This is a genomic window from Streptomyces venezuelae (genome assembly GCF_008642275.1).
GTDB classification, from domain to species: domain Bacteria; phylum Actinomycetota; class Actinomycetes; order Streptomycetales; family Streptomycetaceae; genus Streptomyces; species Streptomyces venezuelae_E.
Genome location: NZ_CP029189.1, coordinates 6,210,030 through 6,234,109 on the forward strand (window position 1 = coordinate 6,210,030; position 24,080 = coordinate 6,234,109).

Consider the following 24,080-nt stretch of genomic DNA (forward strand, 5'->3'; position numbering starts at 1 on the left):
ATGCTCCTAACCGTAGTTCTCGGAGTCGAGGGCGTCCTGGATGATCCGGGTCAGGACCGGCAGGCTGTCGCCCTGCCAGATGGAGTGGTGCGTCCCGGGGATCGTGTGCTCACGGAGTCCGGGCATCAGCCGCTTCCACTGCATGTCCTCCGCGACCGACCGGTCGGCCATGACGTGCACCGCGGGCCCGTCGTAGCCCCCCGTCACGTCGATGGAGTAGAAGCCCTCCAGATGGGCCCTGAAGACGTCGTACTGGCCCCCCAGCAGGTAGGCGTCGAACTCCTCCGGCAGCAGGCCGGACTCCTCGACGGCCTCGAAGACGACGTCGGGCGTCACGTCCTCGGGCCAGTCGGCGAACAGGCTCCTGAGCTCCGACGGCGCCTCTTCGAGGCCCATCATGTCGCGGATGAACCTGATCAGGATGTCCCGCTCCGGCGGGAGCGGCATCACCACGGGCAGACCGGAATCCACCATGATCAGGTTGGCGACCTTCTCGCCGGCCGCCGTCAGCCGCTTCGCGATCTCGTGTGCCAGCAGACCGCCCAGCGACCAGCCCATCAGCCGGTACTCGCCGCTGGGCTGGAACGCGCGCAGGATCTCGGTGTACTCGTCGGCCAGGGCCGGCAACGACCGCACCGGGGTGCGGTCGTTGTCGAACCCGGGCGCCTCGAACCCGTACACCGGCCGGCCCTCGTCGAGCAGCCGGGACAGGCCCGCGTACGAGTACGCCGAGCCGGAGACGGCGTGCACGCAGAACAGGGGCGTCAGGTCGCCCTCGGTCCGCAGGGGGACGATGCGGTCGAGGTCAGCCACGTGCCTTCGCCTCGATCAGCTCGTCGATGACGGAGGAGATCGCGCTGACGGTGGCGTTGCCGTACAGCAGACGCACGCTGATGCGGATCTTGAGGCTCTTGTTGATCCGGCTCACCACGCGCAGGGCCTGGAGCGAGTTGCCGCCGATGTCGAAGAAGCTGTCGTCGGCACCGACCTGCGACAGCGCGAGGACGTCGGCGAAGGCACCGGCGACCTGGACCTCGGTCTCGGTCCGGGGGGCGGTGAACTCGCGGTCGCCGTCCTCGTCCACCGGCTCCGGGAGCGCGTTCCGGTTGATCTTCCACCCGTCGTTGTTCATCGGGAACTTGTCGAGCGGCACCCACGCCGTCGGCACCATGTAGTCCGGCAGCGACTCGGCGAGGTGCTTGCGCAGCTCGTCGATCTCCGGCGCCTGGTCCACCGAGGTGAAGTAGCCCACGAGCCGGTTCTCACCGCGGCGGTCCGGACGCATCAGGACCACGGCGCGCAGGATCGCGGGGTGCGACTGCAGCGCGGTCTCGATCTCGCCCAGCTCGACGCGCAGGCCGCGCAGCTTGACCTGGTTGTCCATGCGGCCGAGGAACTCGATCTGGCCGCCCTCGGTCCAGCGCACCAGGTCACCGCTGCGGTAGACCTTGCTGTCGGAGTCGAAGGGGTCCTCGATGAACTTGGCCGCCGTCATCTCCGGCTGGTTCAGGTAGCCGCGGGCCAGCCCGCCCTCCTGGCCGCCGATCAGCAGCTCGCCGTAGACGCCCTTGGGCACCAGGTTGTTCTGCGGGTCGACGACGTAGACCTGCCGGTTCAGCTGGGGACGGCCGATCGGCGGCGGCGTCGTCCACTCGATCTGCTCGACGTGGTACTCGGTCTGCCCGATGGCGCACTCCGTCGGGCCGTACAGGTTGAGGTACTTACGGCCGGGCAGGTTCCACTTGTTGACCAGCTCGGGAGGGAGCACCTCGGCGCCGCCCATGACGTACTTCAGGTCCGGGTACGGCTCGGGGTCCATCACCGACTGCATCGCCGGCGGCAGGCCCGCGTAGGTCACCTTCTGGTCGCGCAGCAGTGCCGTCAGCGCCTCGGGGGACTGGGCGTCCTCCGGGGACACCGCCACCACCCGCGCACCGACCAGGAAGGCCGTCCAGATCTCACCCTGCGACATGTCGAAGTTCAGGGCGGGCAGCTGGAGCAGCCGGTCCTGGGGACCGAAGTCGAACGTGCGGCGGTACGCCTCGCAGAAGAACGAGACGGCGCGGTGGGCGATCATCACGCCCTTGGGCGTACCGGTGGAACCGGAGGTGTAGAGGATGTACGCGAGGGATTCCCGGGTCGCCCACTCCTCCAGCGGCTCGTCCGCCGGGACGGCCTCGATCTCCGGCCAGTCCGTGTCGATCAGGACGCGGGCCCAGCCCGAGGACTCCGGCAGCCGGTCGGCCAGCGTCGAGCGGGTCAGCACCACCGGCGCCGCGGTGTCGCGGATCATGTAGTCCAGGCGTGCGGCCGGCAGCTTCGGGTCCATCATCGCGAAGGCGCCACCCGCCTTCAGGATGCCCACCATCGCCACGTACGCGTCCACGTCGCGGTCGATCACGGTGGCGACGACCTGGCCGTGCTCCAGGCCGAGGCCGCGCAGGTGGCGGGCCAGGCGGTCGGCGCGCCGGTCGAGTTCGCCGTAGGTGATCTCGACGCCGCGGCAGACCACGGCCACCGCGTCCGGGGTGTCCTGCGCGATCTTCGCGAAGCCGACGTGCAGCGCGTCCTCGGAGTACTCGGCCGGCTCGCCCTTGCCGAGCGCGAAGACCTCGTCCCGCTCGGCGTCGGTCAGCAGCGGCAGCTGGGACAGGCGCTGCGAGGAGTCCTTCACCGCGGCCGTCAGCACGGTCTCGATGTGGCCGAGCAGGGCCCGGACCCGCCACTCGTCGAAGAGGTCCTTGGAGTACTCGACGACCGCCTTGAGGTTGTCACCGGACTCGACGAAGTCGATCGCCATGTCGAAGCGGGAGGCGGCTCCGGGCGGGCTGACGGCTTCGCTGGTCGTGCCGGCGAAGGCCACGCTGCCACCGGAGTTGGCGGCGCCCAGCAGCTGCATGGACACCTGGAACAGCGGGTTGCGGCCCGCGACCCGCTCCGGCTGCACGCGCTCGACGATCAGGTGGAAGGGGACCTCCTGGTGCTCGTAGAGGTCCAGGTTGGCGTCGAGCGTCCGCTCCAGCAGGTCGGCGAAGGTGGGGTCGCCCGACACGTCCGAGCGCAGCACCACCATGTTGACGAAGAGGCCGACGACGTCCTCGAGTTCGACCTCGGTGCGGCTGAGCATCGGCACGCCGATGGGGATGTCCTCCTGGCCGGTGTAACGGCTCAGGACCACGTTGAGTGCCGCCGCGAGCACCATGTACAGCGAGGCGCCGTGCTCCTTGGCGAGTACGCGCGCCTGCTCCAGCAGCTCCGTCGGGAACTGCCCGACCACGATGCCGCCGCCCCGGCTGGCCGTCGCGGGCCGGGGCCGGTCCGTCGGGAACTCCAGGGTGGGCAGGTCGGTCAGCTTCTCGGCCCAGAAGTCGAGCTCTTCCTTCAGGGTGTCGCCCTGCATGTACTCGCGCTGCGACCGGGCGACGTCCAGGTACTGGGAGCCGGTGCCCTCGAACTCGGGCTCGCGGCCGGCCAGCAGGGCGTCGTACGCCGTCGAGAGCTCCGCGTTGACCACGCCGGAGGACCAGCCGTCCGTCGCGATGTGGTGCAGGTTCTGGACGAAGACGTGGTCGTCGTCGGCCAGCTTCAGCAGGCTGTAGCGGTAGAGCGGGCCCTGCTGCAGGTCGAACGACTGGCCCGAGAGCTCGCGCAGGGCCTCCTCGATGGCGGCTTCCTGGGCCTGCGGGTCCAGTCCGGTCCGGTCGATGACGGGCAGTTCCACCTCGGAGGGGTCCGACGCCACCTGGAAGGGGGTGCCGCCCTCGTCGGCGTGGATCGTCACGCGCATGGCCTCGTGCCGTGCCACCACCAGCGTGAGGCTGCGGCGGAGCAGGTCGATCCGCAGTGGGCCGCGCAGTCGGGAGGCGAGAAGGATGTTGTAGGCCGTCACACCGGGAGTCAGCTGGTCGAGGAACCAGAGCTGCTCCTGGCCGAAGGAGAGCGGCGCCCGGCGGCGGGCTTCGATGGACGTGGTCATGAGTGTGACTCTCTGTTCGATGGGATAACAAACGACGGCAGCACTTGCGGGGCCGGGCCCCCGTCCGGGGGCGCGGCACCGCAAGTGCTCGTCGTGAACGGAGGGAGCGTCAGCTCTTCCGGCGGGTGACGAAGGTGTCGTTGATGACGTAGCCGTCGAGGCCGTGCTCCTCGCCGTACTGCAGGAGGTCGCTGGAGCGGTTGATGAATCCGCGGCCGTTGAAGTTCAGCGAGGTGTTGCACAGGACGCTGAACCCGGTGATGTCGCGGAAGGCCTCCAGCAGCGTGGCGATGCCGGGGTTCCGCTCGTGGGTGACGGTCTGGGTGCGGGCGGAACCGTCGATGTGCGTGACGGCCTTCAGCTCCTCGGTGGTCACCCGGTTGAAGAACAGCATGTACGGGTCGTGGACCGAGCCGACGAACCACTTGTCGGCGTCCGCCTCCAGGGCGATCGGCGCGATCGGGCGGTAGCCCTCACGTCCCTTGATGGTGTTCAGCCGTACGGTGGTCTCCTCCGTGAACGGCGCGGCGAGGATGGACCGGTTGCCGAGGGCGCGCGGACCCATCTCGTAGCGGCCGCGGGCCCAGCCGATGATGTTGCCCTGCTCCAGGAAGCGGGCGACCTCGGAGGCGACCAGCGGGCGGGTCTCGTACTTCGCGGGGTCGGGCTGGACGTCCTCGACGAACTCCTCGCCGGCGTAGACGTCCCAGTCGATGGTGGCCTGGCCGGTGTAGAACCGCTGGGCGTCGATGGCGGTGCCGAGTGCGGCGCCGCTGTCGTTCGGGCACGGCGGCACGAACACGGACTCGAAGAGGCCACTCTGACGGAACTGAGCGTTCCAGTTGCAGTTGAGGGCGCAGCCGCCGGAGATCTGCAGCGGCAGACCCTCGGTCATGTGCTTGGCGGCGTAGCTGTAGAAGCGGTCGAAGATCGCGTTCGAGTGCTTCGCCGCGGCGTTGCGGTACTCCTGGGACTCGACACCCGCGTTGTAGAGGTGCGACCAGGTCATCTCGTCCTTGGAGACACCGAGCACGATGCCGTCCTGCTTCAGGATGAAGTCGATCGTCTCCTGCTCGGCCTTGGTCATCGGCGTGTCTTCGGCGAAGGCCGTCAGCGCCATCTGCTTGCCCGCGTGGCTGTAGTTGAAGAAGCCCTTGCCCGCGGGGTGCTTGGGGTCGGCCAGCGAGAACAGGTAGGCGTACTTGTTGCCGGGGTCGGTCATCACGTGCTTGAGGTGGGTGACCTCACCCGACTCGTCGATGCGGTAGAAGTCGCCGATGCTGCCTTCCCACACCAGCGAGTAGTGCGCCTTGCCGTGGGCGGCCGGGGCCATGCCGTAGGCGGTCATGATGTGCGAGCGCTCGTGGGTCGAGGAGAATATCCGGACGTCCTTGCCGAACCACTTGCCGGCCTCGTCCGTGACGGAACCCTCGCCGACACCGAAGTAACCGGCGCGCAGCTTCGGCTCGACGGAGTGCTTGCCCTTGACCCAGCCGCTCAGGGAGATCACGTCGGGCTGGCGGTCCAGCATGCCGGCGGCCCGGGTGATCACCTCGGCGGTCAGCCGGTCGTACCGCGGGAAGCTGTCCTTCTCCGCCTCCAGCGCGAAGAGAAGCTTGCCGTCCTCGATGGCGACGACTCCGCCGTCATGGCCCTCTTTGAAACCCAGGATCAACATGTGCGGTAGAACCTTTCCTTAAAGGGATTACGAGTTACTGAGCCGACCGGTCGCCGTCGGGCGAACCGGTGGAACGTCCGGTGCCGAGCACGGGCCCGAGGACACGGTCGAGGTCGGTCAGAGCACGGGACCAGACGCCTGGTGACGGCACGTAGTGGTTGTAGTAGCTGGCCCCCTCGGCAGGGGGCCCGAACACGGCCACCGCCCGGTGGCCGTCGGAGTCCTGGGCCGGGGCGACGAAGCCGTCCCGGTCCAGGCGCAGCGCCCCTTCGGCGCCGGGGGCGGACCAGTCGCGCAGCGAGCAGGCGATCGGGTCCAGTTCGGGGTCGATGACCGGCCAGTCCATGTTGGCCTTGATCACCAGGTCGACCGTGATGCGGTGGGGCTCGTCCAGCGCCGTCGAGCTGAGCACCCAGCCGTCCCCGTCCGGGGAGAGCTCGGCCCTCGGCCCGGGGCCGGGCACGACCACCCCCGCGGCGATGAGCCGGAGCAGCTCGTGGATGCGCTCCTTCTGCGGGCCGATCACCGTCCGGTTGACCAGCGGGACGTACTCGCGCATGAAGTAGCGGTGCGACTCCTCCGTCAGACCCGGCGGGTCCACGGCCGCCCGCAGCCCGTCGCGGTGGTCGCGGAGGATCTCCAGACCCTCCTTCACCGCGCTCGTGCCGAGTCCGCGTTCCGCTTCCCGCAGGTCCGCCGAAGCCCGCTCCACCAGCTCCGCCACGTACTGCTCGTAGCTCGGCGACGTGTCCCGGGTCGGCTGGAGGATCCGCTTGACGGCGGCGGTCTCCTCGGCCGTGGCCGAACCCATCCGCCCGAGTGCCTCGCGCAGGATCAGCGGCTCGACGTCCCGACGGAAGTCCAGCCGGCCGTCCTCGCTGCGCTCGCGCAGCCCGGTGACGGCGGACTGGGTCAGGAACTCCGCCGGAGCGGCCCGACGCTCCCGCGTGGTGGCCGGCCGGGCGCAGGGCAGCCAGCCGGTCCGGTTCGCCAGGACGATGCGCGGCTCGCGGCCCGAGGGCCGGTACCCGTCCTCGGTGAACTCCCCGCCGCGGCCCACGGTCAGCGCGGCGATCACGTCCATGGCGGTCAGGCCGGTGCCGAGCAGGGCGACGGTGGCGTCCTCGGCGATCGCGTCCACCTGGTCGGGCAGCGGGTACGGCATCGCGATGAAGCCGTCCGCCGTGACCGGCGGGCCCGCCGCGATCCCGTGCCCCGTGGTGACCACGGCCAGGTCGACTCGGTGCTCCGCCCCGTCCGCGAGCGTCACCGTGGCGCCGTCGGAGTCCTGCCGTACGGAGGACGCGACGGCCCGCAGGTGGTGCACGGTCAGCCGGTCCGAGCCGGAGGCCCGGTCGAGCAGCTCGCCCGCAGCCCACTGGAGGTACTCGCCGAGCAGCCGGCGCGGCAGGAAGTCGTCGAACTCGACGGCGCCGTGCCGCTCCCCGCACCACTCGAAGAAGTCGGGCCCGGTGGTCACCGGCGCACCCGGGGTCATCCGCGTGTCCGAGAAGATGGTCAGCTGTGAGGCGATCGTGTTGAGCAGCAGGTAGTCCGGCTGCTTGGCCTCGTGGATCCCGACACCCAGCTCACCGGGTTCGATCAGCAGCAGTTCGACGGGGGGTCCGTCGAGCGCGGTGTGGCTGATGACCCGCTCCAGCGCCGACAGCCCGCGCGGGCCGACGCCGATCACCGCTATCCGTACGGGGTTCACCAGCGGCTCGTCTCTCCGAAGAAGTCCGGGATCTCCACCGTGAGGCCCTTCTCGCGGGCCGCGTCGAGGACGTACTGACCGACCGCGAGGTCCAGCACACCCAGGCCGAACGGGGAGAAGACGAGGCCGCGGTTGGCCTGCGGCTGGGTCCGGCCCCGGAGCACGTCCGCGAGCGTTCCGCTCACGAAGTCCCGGCCCCCGGAGACCTGTTCGGCCAGATGCGGGGAGGTGTTGGCCTTCATGCAGTGCTCGACGTCGTCGAAGTAGTTCGAGGCGGCGAGGATGACCTCGGGCTGGAAGTCGCGCAGGGAGATGTTGAGCGCCAGCTGGCCCGGGCGGAGCAGCTGCCCGATGTACGGGGTGCCGGCGGTCGTCGTGGTGATCACCGTCTGGGCGGTCAGCGCCTCGCTCAGGCTGCCGATCGGCTTCGCCTGGAGACCCAGTTCCTCGGTCGCGAAGCGGGCCAGGTTCTGCGCCGACTCGGCGTGCAGGTCGAAGACCTCGACGGACTCCAGCGGATAGCCGGTGGCCACCAGGTAGCGCAGGATCGTCCTGGCGATGACACCGGCGCCGATGAACGAGACCCGGCCGTCCGGGGTCACCCACCGGGCGAACGCCCGCGCCGCCACCGCGGCGGAGGCCGCGGTGCGGACCGCGCTGACGGTGGCCGCTTCCAGCAGCGCCTTCGGGTAGCCGGTGGCGTAGTCGTTCAGGATCAGGGCCGCCGAAGCCCGCGGGATGCCGTCGGCGACGTTCCCGGGGAAGCTGGAGATCCACTTGATCCCGACGGCGTGGTCCTCGGCCAGCTCGATCGAGGCGGGCAGGGCGATGATCCGCGCGTCCGGCTTCTCGGGGAAGCGCAGGAAGTAGCTGTCGGGGTTGACCGTCTGGCCCGCGTCGTGACGCAGATAGGCGTCCTCGACCAGGTCGACGACCTGGGCCGCGGAGGTGTCGAGGATGTCCTTGACGACCTTGCCGGGCACCACATCAAACGAGAACATCGAGTTCCTCCTCGGGTAGCTGCTGATCGGTGAGCGGGGCCTTGTCCAGGCCTCGCTCGGCCACCCACGTGTCGTCGTATACGGAGTTCAGGTAGCGCTCGCCCAGGTCCGGGGAGATCGCCACCACGGTCGCGTCGGGCGGGATCCCGGGGGCCAGCCGGCGGATGCCGGCCAGGACCGTGCCGGTCGAGCCGCCCGTGAGCAGCCCGGAGCTCCTGGCCAGCCAGCGGCATTCGCGCACCGTTTCCCACTCGGGGATCAGCAGGACCTCGTCGGGCGCCTGGTTGTCGAGGATCGGAGGACGCTGGCTGGTTCCGAGCCCTGGGATGTGCCGAGGGCCCGAGGTTGGCTGGAAGTTGACCGAACCGGCGGTGTCGACCGCGATGATCCGGGTCTGCGGGCTGCGGCGGCGGAAGTAGTCGATGCAGCCCATCAGCGTGCCGCCGGTGCCCACCCCCAGGAAGAGGTAGTCGACCTCCCCGAACTCCCTCAGCACCGAGGGCGCGGTGGCCTGCTCGTGCGCCGTGGGGTTCGTCGGATTCTCGTACTGGTTGAGCCAGTACACATGAGGATCGTCGGCCTGCAGCTGCTGGATGTAGGAAATCCTGGAGCCCAGATAACCACCGTTGTCGTCGCGCTCGGTGATCATCACGACCTCCGCCCCGAGGGCACGCATGATGGCCACGGCCGTCGCGTTGGAATTCGGGTCGGTCACCAGCGTCAGCCGGTAGTTCTTCGCCGCGCAGATGACGGCGAGGGAGATTCCCAGATTTCCGGAGGTGGACTCGATGAGCCGCATGTTCGCCAGATCCGCGCCCGAGTTCTCCGCGGAGTGGATCAGTCCCCGGGCGGTCTTCATCTTGACCGAACCGCCGGGGTTGAATCCCTCGACCTTCAAGTAGAGCCGGTTCAGGCCTTCGAGCCCCGAGACCCGGAGATATATGTCATCCAGGATAAGGTCATGGACATGCTCAGCAATCAACGTCATTCCCGAAGCGAGTAGGGATGGTGCCTCAGCGGTGCCCGCGGCCGCGCGCCTGTAGCTCCTGCAGTGAGCTCACCTCGAATTCGACCCGGTTTCTGGCCCGGACGGCCCTGACCATGGCCAGCAGCCCGGAAGGGGTCGTCACGTAGGGCACGGAGTACTGCGCCGCGGCCGTCCGCATCGCCCGGTCGACGGGGCGCTGCGCACCGTGCGCCGTGAGACTGATGACGAGGTCGGTCTCGTGGTCGCGCATCCATCCGGCGGCCAGGGGCACGGACTCGTCCCCGACCACCTCGTCCGGCACGAACCCGGTGCCCTTCAGCAGCTCCGCGGTCTGCGCCTCGGCGGCGATCTCGAAGCCGTAACCCCGCAGCGTCCGCAGCGAGGGGACGACCCGTGACAGGTGCCCGGCGCCGCAGGAGACGTACACCCGGCCCGAGATCGGCGGTGCGAAGCCGGCCGCCAGCTGCGCCTTCGCGAAGGCCACGTCGAAGCCCGAGCCGATGCCCATGACCTCACCGGTGGACTTCATCTCCGGCCCCAGCAGGCAGTCCATGCCCTCGTCGCCCTGCGTACGGAAGCGGTGGAACGGCAGGACCACGTCCTTGACCGCGACGTGGGAGCCGGCCCGCTGGGTCCCTCCGTCGCCGGTGGCCGGCAGGATCCCCTCCGTGCGGAGCGCGGCGACGGTCGCGCCGAGCATGATCCGCGCACCGGCCTTGGCCAGGGAGACCCCGGTCGCCTTGGAGACGAACGGCACCGTGCGGCTGGCTCTCGGATTGGCCTCCAGGACGTAGAAGGTGCCGTCCTTGAGCGCGAACTGGATGTTCAGCAGACCGCGCACACCCAGCCCGGCCGCGATCGCCTCGGTGTGGGCGCGCACCGTCTCGATGTCGGCCCGGCCCAGCGTGAGGGGCGGCAGCGCACAGGCGGAGTCGCCGGAGTGGACACCGGCCTCCTCTATGTGCTCCATCACGCCGCCGAGGAAGACCTCGTCCCCGTCGAACAGCGCGTCCACGTCGATCTCGATCGCGTCCACCAGGAACTCGTCGATCAGCAGCGGCCGTTCGGGCGAGACCTCGGTGGCGTTGCGGAGGTAGGAGGCCAGCGACTCCTCGTCGTGGACGACCTCCATCCCGCGCCCGCCGAGCACGTACGAGGGCCGCACCATCACGGGGTACCCGATCCGGTCCGCGACGCTCCTGGCCTCTTCGAAGGACACGGCGACGCCGTGCCGCGGAGCGGTCAGCCCGGCGGCGTCCAGCACCTCGGCGAAGGCGCCGCGGTCCTCGGCCAGGTGGATGGCCTCCGGCGAGGTGCCCGCGATGGGCAGTCCCGCCGCCGCCAGCCTCCGGGCGAGCTTGAGCGGCGTCTGGCCGCCCAGCTGCACGATGACCCCGGCCACCTCTCCGGTCTCGCACTCGGCCAGGTAGACCTCCAGGATGTCCTCGAAGGTCAGCGGCTCGAAGTAGAGCCGGTCGGAGGTGTCGTAGTCGGTGGAGACGGTCTCCGGGTTGCAGTTGACCATGACCGTCTCGAAGCCCACCGACCGCAGGCTCAGCGCCGCGTGGACGCAGGAGTAGTCGAACTCGATGCCCTGCCCGATCCGGTTCGGACCGGAGCCGATGATGAGCACCTTCGGGAGCCGCTCACCGCGCGGGAGCACCTCCGACTCCGCCGCCGGGTCGGACTCGTAGGCGGAGTAGTGGTACGGGGTGGTCGCGGGGAACTCGGCGGCACAGGTGTCGACGGTCTTGTAGACCGGCCGTACCCCCCATGCGTGGCGCAGCGCGCGAACGCCGTCCTCGCCGCCCAGTTCGGGCCGGAGCGCGGCGATCTGCACGTCCGAGAACCCCATCCGCTTGACCCGGCGCAGCGCGGCCGCGTCCACGGTCTCGGCGTTCCGCAGCTCCTCGCGCAGTTCGACCAGGGCCAGGACCTGGTCGACGAACCACGGGTCGATCCCCGAGGCCTCGTGCACCTGCCCGACCGTGGCACCGAGCCGCAGCGCCCGCTCGACGGTGTACAGCCGCCCGTCGTGCGGAACCCGCAGCGCCTCCAGGGCGGCGTCCCGCGCACCGGCCGGATCGGCACTGCCGTCGGCCGCGGGGTCCGGCGTCGTCCAGAAGCCGGACGCGGTGGACTCCATCGACCGGAGCGCCTTGCCCAGGGCCTCGCCGAAGTTGCGGCCGATCGCCATGCCCTCGCCGACGGACTTCATCGTCGTGGTCAGTGTCGCGTCGGCGGTGGGGAACTTCTCGAACGCGAACCGGGGGATCTTGACGACCACGTAGTCCAGGGTCGGCTCGAAACTGGCCGGGGTCTCCCCGGTGATGTCGTTGGTGATCTCGTCCAGCGTGTAGCCGATCGCCAGCTTCGCGGCGATCTTGGCGATCGGGAAGCCGGTCGCCTTCGAGGCGAGCGCGGAGGACCTCGACACCCGCGGGTTCATCTCGATGACCACGAGCCGGCCGGTTTCGGGGTGCACGGCGAACTGGATGTTGCAGCCGCCGGTGTCGACGCCGACCGCCCGCAGCACGTCGATGCCCACGTCGCGCATGTGCTGGTACTCGCGGTCGGTGAGGGTCATCGCCGGTGCCACCGTGACCGAGTCGCCGGTGTGCACGCCCATCGGGTCGATGTTCTCGATCGAGCAGACCACCACGACGTTGTCGTTGCGGTCCCGCATGAGTTCGAGCTCGTACTCCTTCCAGCCGAGCACGCTCTCCTCGATCAGCACCTCGCCCAGCGGGCTCTGGTCCAGTCCGGACCCGGCCAGGGACTCCAGTTCCCGCAGGGTGTGCGCCATCCCGGAGCCCAGGCCGCCCATGGTGTAGGACGGCCGGATCACCACGGGCAGACCGAGCTCCTCGACCGTGGCCCGCGCCTCGTCCATCGTCCGGCAGACGGCGCTGCGCGGGGTCTCGGCCCCGACCGAGGCGACGATGTCCTTGAACCGCTGCCGGTCCTCACCGCGGGCGATCGCCTCGATGTCCGCACCGATCAGCTCGACGCCGTACTTGTCCAGCACGTTCCGGTCGTGCAGCTCGACCACGCAGTTGAGCGCGGTCTGGCCGCCCAGGGTGGCGAGGATCGCGTCCGGGCGCTCCTGCGCGATGATCTTCTCGACGAACTCCGGCGTGATCGGCTCGATGTAGGTGGCGTCCGCGAACTCCGGGTCGGTCATGATGGTCGCCGGGTTGGAGTTCACCAGGCTGACCCTGATTCCCTCTTCGCGCAGCACCCGGCACGCCTGGGTACCCGAATAGTCGAACTCGCATGCCTGGCCGATCACGATCGGCCCTGAACCGATCACCAGTACGTGCCTGAGGTCCGTACGCCTGGGCATCAGCGGTCCCCGCTCATCAGTGTGGTGAACTCGTCGAAGAGGGCGGCCGCGTCGTGCGGACCGGCCGCTGCCTCCGGGTGGTACTGGACGGAGAAGGCGGGGACGTCCAGGCAGCGCAGACCTTCCACGGCACCGTCGTTGGGGCAGTGGTGGGACACCATCGCCCGGCCGAAGGGGGTGTCGAAGCGCTCTCCGGCCTCCCCCTCCACCGCGAAACCGTGGTTCTGCGAGGTGATCGACACCCGGCCGTCGACCGAGTCGATCACCGGGATGTTGATGCCGCGGTGCCCGTAGCGCATCTTGTACGTCTCGCGCCCCAGCGCCCGGCCGAGGATCTGGTTCCCGAAGCAGATGCCGAAGAGCGGGATGCGCCGCTCCAGCACCGCGCGGGTCAGGGCGACCGCCTCCGTCATCGCGGACGGGTCACCCGGGCCGTTGGACAGGAACACCCCGTCCGGCTCGGTCTCCAGGATCTGCTCCAGCGAGCTGGACGCGGGCAGGACGTGCGTCTCGATCCCGCGGTCGGCCAGCATGCGCAGGGTGTTCGTCTTCACCCCGAGGTCCAGCGCCGCCACGCGGAACCGACGGGTCCCGACGGCCGGCCGGACGTAGGGCTGTGCGGTGCTGACCTGGGCGGCCAGATTGGCGCCGGTCATCGGCGGAGCGGTCAGCACCTGCTCCGTCATGGCGTCCAGGTCGGTCAGCGCGTCTCCGGAGAACACCCCGGCGCGCATCACTCCGCTCTCACGGAGGTGACGGGTCAGGGCCCGGGTGTCGACCTCGGCGATGCCGACGACACCCTGCTGCACCAGCTCGTCCGAGAGTTCCCGCCGGGAGCGCCAGTTGGAGGCGGTCCGGGAGGGGTCGCGTACCACGTAGCCGGCCACCTGTATCCGGGCCGATTCGTCGTCCTCGTCGTTCCACCCCGTGTTCCCGATCTGCGGGGAGGTCTGCACCACGATCTGACCGCGATAAGAAGGATCGGTCAGCGTTTCCTGATATCCCGTCATTCCGGTCTGGAAGACGACTTCCCCGAGTGAACGTCCAAGGGCCCCGAATTCCCTGCCCCAGAATAACTTTCCATTCTCCAGAACCAGTGCGGCCCGTGATGCGGACACACTCATCCTTCCCCCTCCCAGCCGTCAACGGTATTCGCTCCAGCCATGCTGGAGGGGACTGCTAGTAAGTGCGGCCGGAGTCCGAGCCGACGATGTTCCAGCCGACGTCGAAGGCCGGCTGGCGGACGCCCGGAACAGGAGCGGCCGACGCGTGCGCGGCTGTCGTGCCGGCAGCCACCGCCGTGGCGGCGAAGGTTGCCGCCAGCAGGGCGAAAAGTGGCCGGGCAGCGGTGCCACCGCGGCGAGATCCGGAACTGTAGCGGCTCATGACAATCCTGCCTTCGTAAAAGGTCGGCCGACGAGGGCCGGAACCATGAGGTTATGAACGTCCTTGGTGGTGCGACGTGGAGATTTGTGGCGCCTTTCGGTGGCGCCTGCTCCCGTCGGGGTCGGCGGCACGGCCCGATCGGTCTCCCGGACGGCGGTCGTCCGCACGAGGGCCTGCCGGAGCCCCGTCGGGCGCCGCGGCGTCGTCGGCCCGTGGGGCCTTCCGGCCCCGGAGGGACCGCCGGCCCACGTCGTGAGGACCGTCCGCATGCGGGGCCTCGAACCTCGGGCAGGGCTAGGACCGACAGCCATGGGTGGCTCGGCCGCCGGCAGCAGCATCACATGGCGGCATATGGGTCATTTGGTCAGATCACCCAATTCAAGCCATGATCCCAATTCAAGCCACGGTCCAAAAAATCCATCAGAACTTTCCCCACAGATGTATCCGGCCAGTGCGTCGCCGTCCTTGGCTCCATCTGGTTACGAGTCTCCAGCACGTCATAGGCCGTGGGAAAGATCCACGACGGTTCAGGTAGTCGCATTGCTAGAATTGGAGGCATCTCGCTTGGCACACTTCAGGCGGCGATGAGCTGCCCTTGCGTTGCACGGACCCTGGGGGGGATGACCGTTGATGACGAGCAGGTCAGACAGTGTTGGTACGGGTGTTGGTACGGGTGCGCCCCGAGGCGGGTCCGCGCACGCCGCGCACGCCGCGGACGAAGGGTCGACGGAACGGGACAGCTTGCGGGGCATCGCGGAGACCCTCGCCGAACTGTCGCGCCGGGTCCAGAATCAGGCCAACCGCGACGACCGGGTCGTATACGAATTAGACCCACGGCCCGCCGTCGGCCTGGGGGTGGTGAACCTCCACGGGCTGCCGGCGATCAACGCGGCCATCCGCGCCAGCCTGGCCGGCGCCCGGTCGGAGATCCTGACGGCCCAGCCGGACGGACCACGTCCGAAGGAGGTCCTGGACGCGGCCCTGGAGTCGGTGCGCTTCCAGGTCGGCAACGGCATCAGCATGCGGACGATCTACCAGCACTCGGCCCGCTTCGACGAGGCGACCAAGTCCTACGTCCGCGCCGTGATGGGCTACGGCGCCAAGGTCCGGACCCTGACGGAGTTCTTCGACCGGCTGATCATCATCGACGGCTCCACCGCGTTCATCGCGGCCAACGCCGAGCGCACCGTCGCCGCCGTGATCACGGAACCCGCCGTGGTGCGCTTCCTCATCGACGTCTTCGAGCGCTCCTGGGACCGCGCCGCGCCCTTCCCCTTCGTCCCCAACTACGCAGCACAGGCGGCGTCCGAAGTGATCTCGCCGATCCGGGCCACCATCCGGCAGCTGCTGGCGGAGGGACACTCGGACAAGGTGATCGCACGCCGACTGGGCATCAGCGAGCGTTCGCTCCAAGCCCATATCGCCCACATCAAGGAGAACCTCGGGGCGAAGAACCGCACCCACCTCGGCTACCTGCTCGGCCACGCCGAGGCCTCTCCGACCTGCTGACGTGGCCGACGGGCCGGCGGGCCGGGGCGGCCGACGGTACGGAACGACGAAGCCGCCGGAGGCCGTGGGCCCCCGCAGTGCCGGCCGGCACTGCGGGGGCCCACGGCCGTCTCCCCGCGCACGGGGGAGAGGAGGAGTCCGGGCGGACGGACCTCAGGCCTTCCTGCGGAAGCCCAGGCCGAGGCCCACCAGGACCGCCGCCGCGAGGACGATCGCCGCGTCGACCGCCAGGACCGTGCGCACGCCGTCGAAGAGCGAGGCCCGGGTGGTGGCCAGGACACCCAGCAGCGGGATGCCGATCGTGATCCCGACCTGCTGGGTGGTGGTGACCAGCCCGGTCGCCAGACCCTGCTGCTCGTCGGGCACACCGCTCGTCACCACGACCCCGTACGAGATGATCGCGCCGAGGTGGCACATGCTGGCCAGGGAGACGGCCACCGTCGCGAGCAGGGCACCCGACTGCGTGCCCACGCCGAGCAGGGCGAGGCCCAGCAGGCCCTGGCCGAGCAGCGAGCCGACCAGCGTGCGGCGGGCGCCGAAGCGGCCGATGACCTTCGGCACGTACGACCCGGCGACGACGGAGGCGAGGCCCTGGACACCGAAGACCAGGCCCGTCCGGAAGGACGACAGCCCCAGCGTCTCCTGGAGGTACAGCGTCAGCACGAACACGACCGTCGACATCATCGAGAACGTCACCAGACCACCGGCGTTGCCCCAGGCGACCGTGCGCCGCTTCAGCATCGGCAGCGAGACCAGCGGGGCCGGGGACCTCGACTCCACCACCACGAACGCGGTGAGCAGCACCAGCCCGAGCACCAGCGTGCCCCAGACGTCCGCGTCACCGAAGCCGCGCCCGGCCGCCGTCGACAGGGCGTAGATCAGCGCGAGCAGACCGGCGGTGACGGTCACGGCCCCGGGCACGTCCAGCCGCGGCCGCTCCGCGTTGCGCGACTCCGGCAGCAGCCCCGGAGCCATGACCAGCACGACCACCGAGGCCACCGCGAGCAGACCCATCGTGGAACGCCAGCCCAGGGTGTCGGTCATGACACCGCCGAGCACCATGCCGACGGTGAAGCCGAGCGACAGCAGGGTGCCGGAGATACCGAGAGCCCTGTCGCGCAGCGGGCCCTCGGGGAAGGTCGTCGTCAGCAGGGACATGCCGGTGGGCACGATGACCGCCGCGCCCAGGCCCTGCAGGGCGCGCCCGGTCAGGAAGGAGGCCGGATCCCAGGCGAGGGTCGCGAGCAGGGAGGCGGTGCCGAAGAGGGCGAGGCCGGTGAGGAAGAGCTTCTTGCGGCCGTACAGGTCGGCGATCCGGCCGAAGAGGAGCAGGAAACCACCGGACGGCAGGGCGAAGGCGGTGATGGCCCACTGGAGGGCGGACCGGTCGAGACCCAGGTCCTCGCCGAGCACCGGCAGGGCCACGTTCAGTACGGAGAAGTCGAGCGCCACCATGAACTGGGCGGCGCAGAGCACGAAAAGAACCAGTCGGGCCCGGCCGGAGAGCCGGTCGTTCGCGGGGGCCGCCGTGTGCGGCCCGGAGGTCGTTGTCTGTGTGTCGATCGCCATGGCCACCACCCTCGTGGCCGGGGAATGCCCGTGCGGAGTGGGAACTTATCCTGTTGGCGGCACCACCAGGCAGCCGGACAGGGGGACTCAGTGGCCACACCGACCGCGGAACACAGGCGGCCCGAACTACGCGAGTTCCTGATGAGCAGACGGGCCAGGGTCACCCCGGCCGAGGCCGGACTGCCGGACGGGGGCGCCCGTCGGCGCACCCCGGGGCTGCGCCGCGAGGAGGTGGCCGTGCTCGCCGGGGTGGGGGTCTCCTGGTACCAGTGGCTGGAACAGGGCCGCGCCATCACGGTGTCCGGGCAGGTGCTGGACGCCGTGGGCCGGGTGCTGAAGCTGACCAGCGCCGAGCGCCGGCACCTGTACGTACTCGCCGGACTCAACCCGCCGGCCCTGGAGGTGGCCCCGGGGGAGCGGGGCAACTGCGACGGCCTCAGGCGGCTCATCGAGGCCTGGATGCCGTTTCCCGCGCACATCATGGACCGGTACTGGAACACCGTGATGTACAACGACGCAGCCTCGCTGGTCCTCGGGATGCGCCCCGAGATCGTGCAGAACTGCCTGATCGCCTTCTTCACCGACCCCATCTACCGTTCCCGCTCCCCGCACTGGCCGGAGACCGCCCGCATGGTGGTCGCCCAGTTCCGGGCGGCCTGCTCGGAGAGCCCGCACGACGAGGGCTTCCGGGCCGTGATCGAGGAGGCCCGGGAGCTCAGCCCGGAGTTCACCGAACTGTGGGAGCGGGGCGACGTACTGCCCGGGGGACAGCTGGAGAAACAGATCGAGCACCCGGTCACCGGGACGCTGTACGTGGAGACCACACAGCTGCGGGTGCCGGCCCGCCCCGATCTGGCGATCGTGCTCCACACGCCGCTGCCGGGCACCGGCACCGCCGAGAAGCTGGAGTGGCTGACCTCTGCGGAAGGCCGGCGCGGATCGATGATGCCGGTGGCCGGCTGAGTCCCGGACCCCGGGGAGTGCCCCCGGGCCCGGCGGCCCCGGGCCCGGTTCACCCGACGGACACCCGGTGTCCGGCTGCCGCTATGGGAACGGCGGTGGGGTTTGTCGGTCGGGCGTGCTTTGCTGGAGACATGATCGATGAGTTCCTGGCCCAAGGCCTGCCCGATGTGGAAGAGGCCGTCCGCAAGGCGGCGGCGATCGAGATCATGCCGAGATTCAGGCAGCTCGCCGAGCACGAGGTCGACGAGAAGAACGGCCCGCACGACCTGGTGACCGTGGCCGACCGCAAGGCCGAGGAACACCTCACGGCCGCCCTGACGCGGCTGCTGCCCGGCTCCGCCGTGGTCGGCGAGGAGGCCGTGCACGCCGACCCCACGGTGTACGCGGCGCTGCGCGCGGACGCCCCGGTGTGGATCGTCGACCCCGTCGACGGCACCCGTCAGTTCGTGAACGGGGACCCCGGCTTCTGCACCCTGGTCGCCCTGGCCGTGCGCGGGGAGATCCTCGCCTCCTGGACCTACGCCCCGGCGCTGGAGGAGCTGGCGACGGCCGTCCGCGGGCAGGGCGCGTACGTCAACGGCGAGCGGATCCGCAGCGGTTCGCCGGAGCCGGGCGCCGCGCTGCGGGTCGCCACCGCCCACCCGCTCTACACCAGTGACGAGGAGAAGCGGACGCTGGCCCGCCTGGACGTCCCCGGCGTCGCGCCCCGCCCCTGCGGCTCGGCCGGCCTGGAGTACCTGAAGGTGGCCCGCGGCGAGATGGACGGCCTGGCCTTCAGCTGGCCCTCGGCCTGGGACCACGCGGCCGGGCTGCTGCTGGTCGCCGAGGCCGGTGGCACCCAGAGCACGGTCGACGGGGTCCCCTTCCGGGTGGACCGGGACAACGCGCTGCCGTTCGCGGTCGGACGGGACGAGGCCACCACCGTGCGCATCCGGGAGCTGCTCCGGGGCGCCTGACCGGGCCGGTGCGGTGCGTGCGGGTCGGGGCCGGTCCGCACGGCGGAATATCCTGGGAGCGCAGGCGCCGCCGGAGACGAAGGAGTCGCAAGTGCCGTCGATTCTCGATGTGGTCGTGGTGGGGGCGGGGCCGAACGGGCTGACCGCTGCCGTCGAACTGGCCCGGCGCGGCTTCTCGGTGGCCGTTTTCGAAGCCGCCGGCACGGTCGGCGGCGGCGCCCGGACCGAGGAGCTCACCCTTCCCGGCTTCCGGCACGACCCCTGCTCGGCGGTGCACCCGCTCGGCGCCGGCTCGCCGGTCTTCGCCACGATGCCGCTGAAGCGGTACGGACTGGAGTGGCTGCACGCCCCGCTGCCCATGGCGCACCCCTTCGACGACGGCACGGCAGCGGTCCTGTCCCGCTCGGTCGCGGAGACGGCGGCGTCCTTCGGGCCGCGCGACGCGGGCGCCTACCGGCGCCTGGTCGGCCCGTTCCTCGGCAAATGGGACACCCTGGCCCGGGACTTCATGTCCCTGCCGAACACCGCGCTGCCCCGGGACCCGCTCACACTCGCCCGCTTCGGACTCGCCGGACTGCCTCCCTCCACCTGGCTCCTCAGCCGCTTCCGCGACGAACGGGCCCGCTCGCTCTTCGCGGGCCTCGTGGCCCACGTCATCGCACCGCTCGGCGGGATCGCCACCAGTGCCGTCGGCCTGGTCTTCGCCCTGGCCGCGCACGCGAACGGCTGGCCGATGCCGCGCGGCGGCTCGCAGTCCGTGTCCGACGCCCTCGCCGGATACCTGCGCGACCTGGGCGGGACCATCCACACCGGCTTCGAGGTCAAGCGGCTCGACGACCTCCCGCCCGCCCGCACCTACGTCTTCGACACCTCGCCGACCGCGCTGGCCCGGATCGCCCGCCTGGGGCGCGCGTACGACGGCTACCGGTACGGCGCCTCCGTGTTCAAGCTCGACTACGCGCTGGACGGACCGGTCCCGTGGACGGCCGAGGCGCCGCGCCGCGCCGGCACCGTCCAGATCGGCCCGCGCACCCGCGACATCGACGCCGCCCTGCAGCTCGCCTCCGGCGGCCGGGCCCCGCGCGTCCCCTTCCTCATCACCTCGCAGCCCAGCCTCGTCGACCCCGGCCGGGCGCCCGAGGGCAAGCACGTCTTCTGGGCGTACGGACACGTCCCCGCGGGCTGGGACGGCGATCTCACCGAGGCCGTCGAGTCCCAACTGGAGCGCTTCGCCCCGGGCTTCCGCGACCTGGTGCTGGCCCGCGCCACGGCCGGTCCGCCCCAGCTCGCCGCCCGCAACCCCAACTACGTCGGCGGGGACATCGCCTGCGGGGCCGCCTCCGGCCTGCAGCTCCTGCTGCGCCCCAAGCTCTCCCTCACCCCGTACACGACGGCCCACCCGGCTGTCTTCCTCTGCTCCTCGGCCACCCCGCCGGGCCCGGGTGTGCACGGCATGTCCGGGCACAACGCCGCGAAGGCGGTCTGGCGGCACCTGCGAAAGGGCTCCCGATGACCCGTATCACCCTGGTTCTCGGCGACATCACCGCGGAGAAGGCCGACGCCATCGTCAACGCGGCGAACTCCTCGCTGCTCGGCGGCGGCGGGGTCGACGGCGCCATCCACCGGCGCGGCGGGCCGGAGATCCTCGCGGCCTGCGAGGACCTGCGGCGCTCGCACTACGGCAAGGGGCTGGCGACGGGCCGGGCCGTGGCCACCACGGCCGGGCGGCTCGCCGCCGGGCACGTCATCCACACCGTGGGCCCGGTCTGGTCGCGTGAGGAGGACCGGTCGGAGCTGCTGGCCTCCTGCTACCGCGAGTCGTTGCGGATCGCCGACGAGCTCGGTGCCCGTACGGTCGCGTTCCCGGCCATCTCCACCGGCATCTACGGCTGGCCGATGGACGACGGGGCACGGATCGCGGTGGAGACGGTGCGCCGCGCCCGCACCGAGGTGCAGGAGGTGCGGTTCGTGCTCTTCGACGCGTCCGCCTACGAGGCCTTCGAGACGGCGGTGGCGGCCGCCTCCTGAGCAGCCGGGACCTGCCTGCCAGCCCGCGCCCGGCCGTCGTCAGCGCGGCGGGCGCCGCGAGGCGCCCGAGGCGGGCCGCGGGTAGGTCCGGGACTGCTTGACGCTGCCGAACGCGAAGCTCGATTCGATCGAGGCGATCCCGGGGATGGCGTGGATCCTGTGGCGCACCAGGGACTCGTAGGCTTCGAGGTCCTCGATGACGACCCGGAGCAGGTAGTCGCTGCTGCCCGCCATCAGGTAGCAGTCCTGGATGTGCTCGATGACCGCGACGTGCTCCTCGAACAGGCGCACCGCCTCCGCCGTGTGGCGTTCGAGGCGGATCCGGACGAAGACGGTGACCGGGAGTCCGAAGGCGACCTGGTCGACCATGGCCGTGTAGCCGCGGATCAGACCCGCCTCCTCCAGCCGCCGCACCCGGCGCAGGCAGGGCGACGGGGACAGCCGGACGCGGTCGGCGAGGTCCTGGTTGGACAGGCGCCCGTCGGCCTGCAATTCCCTGATGATCTGCAGATCCACTGCGTCCATGGTCACTCCTTGGCAGAATCTGCCCCAAACGTATGTCCGAGAGGCAGAACTGGCAATCGGCTGCCCCGCCCCAAGCCCTAGCGTTGCCCAGGCACGGACCGGATCGGTCCGGGTCTCAGAGGCTGGAGCAATTCCTTGGTCGCGACGAACACCACCCGGGCGACCCTGCCTCCCGATGCGGCGGGCCCGCGGGCCGGACACCCCGGCCGGCGCGGGCTCTCCCCACAGGCCGAGGGCATGCTGGCGCTGCTGGTCACCGTGTCGATCTGGGCGGCCTTCGCCCTGAGCGCGCGGGCCCTGAGCGGTTCCTCCCTGCTGCCCGCCGACGCGGCCCTGCTGCGCTTCGGCGTCCCCCTCGTCGTCCTGTTCCCCGCCCTGTGGCGGCGCCGGCGTGCCATCGCCGCGGTGCGGCCGGGCCCCGCCGTGAAGATCATCTGCGGTGCGGGGGTGCCGTTCTTCCTGGCCGCGATGCACGGCGGCGCGCTGACCTCCGCCGCCTTCGTCGGCTCCATCGTCCCCGGCATGGTCCCGCTGTTCGTCTCCGCGATCATGATCCGCCGTGGTCACGGCGCTCCCCGGGGGACACAGGCCGCCGGGCTCGCCCTGATCGCGGCCGGTGTGGCGGCCCTCGTCTGGCGCTACGTCGTCCCCGTCGACACCGACGTGCTCGCCGGCGCCGGCACGCTCCTGGTGGCCAGTGGTCTCTGGGCCCTCTACACCGTGGGGCTGCGCGAGGTGGACCTCGACCCGGTCGGGTCGATCGGACTGCTGTGCCTGCCCTCCTTCGCCGTGATCGGCGCCCTGGTGCTGACCGGCGTGCTCCCCACCGGCATCGCGCACGCCGCGGGCGGCGACATCGCCCTGTTCCTCGTCGTGCAGGGACTCGGCGTCGGCCTGTGCGCCGGCCTGCTGTACGCCCTCGCCATCCGCCGCCTCGGCGCCGAGCGCAGCTCCGTCGTCGGCAGCCTCAGCCCCGTCGCCGTCGTCCTGCTCGCCATCCCGCTGCTCGGCGAGACGCCGACCCCCGCCGTGCTCGTCGGCGTCCCCCTCATCACCGCCGGCGTCGTCCTCGCCAACCGCCGCCCACGACCCAAGGTTCCCGCAGATGCTTGAGCTCCTCCCCACCCCGCCCACCGACCCGCTGTGGGACCTGACCTACGAGTTCGGCAGTGACGAGCGGCCCGAACGCCTCAACCTCGTCCTCGGCGTCTACCGGGACCAGAGCGGCACCACACCCGTCATGGCCGCCGTGCGCGAGGCCGAGATCCGGCTGGCGGAGCGCTCCGACTCCAAGGAGTACCGCGGGCTCTCCGGCAACGCCGCCTTCAACCGCTCCCTGCTGGAGCTGGTCCTGGGCCCGGCCGGGCCGGCCGACCGGGCCGCGGCCGTCCAGACCGTCGCGGGCTCCGGCGCGCTGAGGCTGCTGGCCGACCTGATCTGCCGGACCCGCCCCGGCGCCACGGTCTGGATCAGTGACCCGGCCTACGTCAACCACCGGCCCATCCTGGAGGCCGCCGGGCTGCGCGTGCGCACGTACGGCTGGCGCGACGCCGACGGGGGCTTCGACACGGCCGGTGTGCTGCGGGAACTGCAGGACGCGCAGCGCGACGACGTGGTCCTGCTCCAGGGCTGCGCCCACAACCCCACCGGCGTCGACCCGATGCTGGACGACTGGGAGGCGCTCGCCGAGTCGGCCGCCCGCCGCGGCTGGGTGCCCTTCGTCGACCTCGCCTACCACGGGCTCGGCGACGGCCTGGAGGCCGACCTGCTGCCCACGCGGATGCTGGCGGCACGGGTCCCGGAGATGCTGATCGCCGTCAGCTGCTCGAAGAACTTCGGCCTCTACAGCGACCGCGTCGGCTGCGCCATCGTGCTCGGCGCCTCGGGCCAGGCCGTCCGGCACGCCGAGACCGCCCTGCAGAACGCCGCCCGGACGCTCTACTCGATGCCGCCCGAGCACGGCGCGGCCGTGGTGACCACGATCCTGGAGGACGAGGGGCTGCGGTCCGCCTGGCGGGCGGAGCTGGAGGTCATGCGCGGCCGGATCGAGGACAACCGGGCCGACCTGATCGCCCACCTGAGCGCGCTCGGCTGCGCGGACCAGGCGCGGACGCTCGCCCGCCAGAAGGGCATGTTCTCGATGCTGCCGCTGTCCGCCCAGCAGATGCTCCGGCTGCGCAGGCAGTACGCCGTCTACGGCACGACCTCGGGGCGGATCAACATCGCGGGCATCCCCGCGCACCGGATCCCGTGTCTCGCCCGGGGCATCGCGGGGGTCCTGGACACTCCGGGCGCACCCCGCACGACGGCGACGCTCCCGCGGCAGCAGTCCGGACCGGCCGCCGCCCTGCAGGCGTAAGGGGGCGCCCTCACCTGCCGCACGGCAGGCCACCGGGCACCGCTCCGGCGGTCACCGAGCCCGAACCGGACACGGCCGTGCG

The 24,080-nt window shown here is 70.8% G+C and carries 18 protein-coding genes; 7 read left to right on the forward strand and 11 right to left on the reverse strand.

Annotated elements, in window-relative coordinates; genetic code table 11:
• Nucleotides 1–6: 6 nt before the first annotated feature.
• The 9 genes from DEJ51_RS27485 to DEJ51_RS27530 all read right to left on the reverse strand — a co-directional run bounded on the left by DEJ51_RS27485 (nucleotide 7) and on the right by DEJ51_RS27530 (nucleotide 14,089).
• Nucleotides 7–813: an alpha/beta fold hydrolase gene (locus DEJ51_RS27485; RefSeq protein ID WP_150260271.1), complete on the reverse strand. Its 807-nt coding sequence runs from the start codon at nucleotides 811–813 to the stop codon at nucleotides 7–9.
• Nucleotides 806–3,976, reverse strand: coding sequence for a non-ribosomal peptide synthetase (locus tag DEJ51_RS27490; protein ID WP_150260272.1), 3,171 nt, complete (start codon nucleotides 3,974–3,976; stop codon nucleotides 806–808). The genes DEJ51_RS27485 and DEJ51_RS27490 overlap by 8 nt, the downstream gene beginning before the upstream one ends.
• Nucleotides 3,977–4,085: 109 nt before the next feature.
• Nucleotides 4,086–5,654 (reverse strand): carbamoyltransferase C-terminal domain-containing protein, encoded by a 1,569-nt coding sequence (locus DEJ51_RS27495; protein ID WP_150260273.1) that lies wholly within the window; start codon nucleotides 5,652–5,654, stop codon nucleotides 4,086–4,088.
• Nucleotides 5,655–5,688: 34 nt separating this feature from the next.
• Complete coding sequence (locus DEJ51_RS34685) at nucleotides 5,689–7,368, reverse strand: FAD/NAD(P)-binding protein (RefSeq protein WP_190620675.1); 1,680 nt, start codon at nucleotides 7,366–7,368, stop codon at nucleotides 5,689–5,691.
• On the reverse strand, nucleotides 7,365–8,369 hold the full coding sequence (sbnB, locus tag DEJ51_RS27510; RefSeq protein WP_150260275.1) for a 2,3-diaminopropionate biosynthesis protein SbnB: 1,005 nt from the start codon (nucleotides 8,367–8,369) through the stop codon (nucleotides 7,365–7,367). The genes DEJ51_RS34685 and sbnB overlap by 4 nt, the downstream gene beginning before the upstream one ends.
• On the reverse strand, nucleotides 8,356–9,357 hold the full coding sequence (sbnA, locus tag DEJ51_RS27515) for a 2,3-diaminopropionate biosynthesis protein SbnA (protein WP_150260276.1): 1,002 nt from the start codon (nucleotides 9,355–9,357) through the stop codon (nucleotides 8,356–8,358). The genes sbnB and sbnA overlap by 14 nt, the downstream gene beginning before the upstream one ends.
• Nucleotides 9,358–9,382: 25 nt before the next feature.
• Complete coding sequence (gene carB / locus DEJ51_RS27520) at nucleotides 9,383–12,703, reverse strand: carbamoyl-phosphate synthase large subunit (protein WP_150260277.1); 3,321 nt, start codon at nucleotides 12,701–12,703, stop codon at nucleotides 9,383–9,385.
• Complete coding sequence (carA, locus tag DEJ51_RS27525) at nucleotides 12,703–13,827, reverse strand: glutamine-hydrolyzing carbamoyl-phosphate synthase small subunit (protein ID WP_150260278.1); 1,125 nt, start codon at nucleotides 13,825–13,827, stop codon at nucleotides 12,703–12,705. Before carA ends, carB begins: the two co-directional genes overlap by 1 nt.
• Before the next feature lie 55 nt (nucleotides 13,828–13,882).
• A complete protein-coding gene (locus tag DEJ51_RS27530; RefSeq protein WP_150260279.1) occupies nucleotides 13,883–14,089 on the reverse strand; it encodes a hypothetical protein in 207 nt (68 codons plus the stop codon).
• Between the two features lie 741 nt (nucleotides 14,090–14,830).
• Between DEJ51_RS27530 and DEJ51_RS27535 the strand changes: the two genes are divergently transcribed.
• Nucleotides 14,831–15,598 (forward strand): helix-turn-helix transcriptional regulator, encoded by a 768-nt coding sequence (locus DEJ51_RS27535; protein ID WP_190620677.1) that lies wholly within the window; start codon nucleotides 14,831–14,833, stop codon nucleotides 15,596–15,598.
• 153 nt (nucleotides 15,599–15,751) lie between these two features.
• Here the strand turns inward: DEJ51_RS27535 and DEJ51_RS27540 are convergent, their stop codons facing one another.
• Nucleotides 15,752–17,167 (reverse strand): MFS transporter, encoded by a 1,416-nt coding sequence (locus DEJ51_RS27540; RefSeq protein WP_150260281.1) that lies wholly within the window; start codon nucleotides 17,165–17,167, stop codon nucleotides 15,752–15,754.
• Between the two features lie 141 nt (nucleotides 17,168–17,308).
• On the opposite strand from DEJ51_RS27540, the gene DEJ51_RS27545 reads away from it, so the two are divergent.
• The 4 genes from DEJ51_RS27545 (at nucleotide 17,309) to DEJ51_RS27560 (ending at nucleotide 21,114) form a co-directional block, all read left to right on the forward strand.
• Nucleotides 17,309–18,130 carry a helix-turn-helix transcriptional regulator gene (locus DEJ51_RS27545; protein ID WP_223836224.1) on the forward strand — a complete coding sequence of 274 codons (822 nt, stop codon included), beginning with the start codon at nucleotides 17,309–17,311 and terminating at the stop codon, nucleotides 18,128–18,130.
• Nucleotides 18,131–18,261: 131 nt separating this feature from the next.
• A complete protein-coding gene (locus DEJ51_RS27550) occupies nucleotides 18,262–19,086 on the forward strand; it encodes an inositol monophosphatase family protein (RefSeq protein ID WP_150260283.1) in 825 nt (274 codons plus the stop codon).
• Nucleotides 19,087–19,177: 91 nt separating this feature from the next.
• Nucleotides 19,178–20,599, forward strand: a complete 1,422-nt coding sequence (locus DEJ51_RS27555; protein WP_150260284.1) for a phytoene desaturase family protein — start codon at nucleotides 19,178–19,180, stop codon at nucleotides 20,597–20,599.
• A complete protein-coding gene (locus DEJ51_RS27560; protein WP_150260285.1) occupies nucleotides 20,596–21,114 on the forward strand; it encodes an O-acetyl-ADP-ribose deacetylase in 519 nt (172 codons plus the stop codon). Before DEJ51_RS27555 ends, DEJ51_RS27560 begins: the two co-directional genes overlap by 4 nt.
• Nucleotides 21,115–21,153: 39 nt before the next feature.
• Here the strand turns inward: DEJ51_RS27560 and DEJ51_RS27565 are convergent, their stop codons facing one another.
• Nucleotides 21,154–21,639: an Lrp/AsnC family transcriptional regulator gene (locus DEJ51_RS27565; RefSeq protein ID WP_150260286.1), complete on the reverse strand. Its 486-nt coding sequence runs from the start codon at nucleotides 21,637–21,639 to the stop codon at nucleotides 21,154–21,156.
• Between the two features lie 135 nt (nucleotides 21,640–21,774).
• Between DEJ51_RS27565 and DEJ51_RS27570 the strand changes: the two genes are divergently transcribed.
• On the forward strand, nucleotides 21,775–22,752 hold the full coding sequence (locus DEJ51_RS27570; RefSeq protein WP_223835987.1) for a DMT family transporter: 978 nt from the start codon (nucleotides 21,775–21,777) through the stop codon (nucleotides 22,750–22,752).
• Nucleotides 22,745–23,998, forward strand: coding sequence for an aromatic amino acid transaminase (locus DEJ51_RS27575; protein WP_150260287.1), 1,254 nt, complete (start codon nucleotides 22,745–22,747; stop codon nucleotides 23,996–23,998). The genes DEJ51_RS27570 and DEJ51_RS27575 overlap by 8 nt, the downstream gene beginning before the upstream one ends.
• Nucleotides 23,999–24,080: the final 82 nt, after the last annotated feature.

Coding starts and splice junctions, on each gene's coding strand:
- DEJ51_RS27490 (WP_150260272.1), bottom strand. CDS start 3,976: ATGACCACGTCCATCGAAGCCCGCCGCCGGGCGCCGCTCTCCTTCGGC.
- DEJ51_RS27495 (WP_150260273.1), bottom strand. CDS start 5,654: ATGTTGATCCTGGGTTTCAAAGAGGGCCATGACGGCGGAGTCGTCGCC.
- sbnB (WP_150260275.1), bottom strand. CDS start 8,369: ATGTTCTCGTTTGATGTGGTGCCCGGCAAGGTCGTCAAGGACATCCTC.
- sbnA (WP_150260276.1), bottom strand. CDS start 9,357: ATGACGTTGATTGCTGAGCATGTCCATGACCTTATCCTGGATGACATA.
- carB (WP_150260277.1), bottom strand. CDS start 12,703: ATGCCCAGGCGTACGGACCTCAGGCACGTACTGGTGATCGGTTCAGGG.
- carA (WP_150260278.1), bottom strand. CDS start 13,827: ATGAGTGTGTCCGCATCACGGGCCGCACTGGTTCTGGAGAATGGAAAG.
- DEJ51_RS27530 (WP_150260279.1), bottom strand. CDS start 14,089: ATGAGCCGCTACAGTTCCGGATCTCGCCGCGGTGGCACCGCTGCCCGG.
- DEJ51_RS27540 (WP_150260281.1), bottom strand. CDS start 17,167: ATGGCGATCGACACACAGACAACGACCTCCGGGCCGCACACGGCGGCC.
- DEJ51_RS27545 (WP_223836224.1), top strand. CDS start 17,309: ATGAGCAGACGGGCCAGGGTCACCCCGGCCGAGGCCGGACTGCCGGAC.
- DEJ51_RS27550 (WP_150260283.1), top strand. CDS start 18,262: ATGATCGATGAGTTCCTGGCCCAAGGCCTGCCCGATGTGGAAGAGGCC.
- DEJ51_RS27560 (WP_150260285.1), top strand. CDS start 20,596: ATGACCCGTATCACCCTGGTTCTCGGCGACATCACCGCGGAGAAGGCC.
- DEJ51_RS27565 (WP_150260286.1), bottom strand. CDS start 21,639: ATGGACGCAGTGGATCTGCAGATCATCAGGGAATTGCAGGCCGACGGG.
- DEJ51_RS27575 (WP_150260287.1), top strand. CDS start 22,745: ATGCTTGAGCTCCTCCCCACCCCGCCCACCGACCCGCTGTGGGACCTG.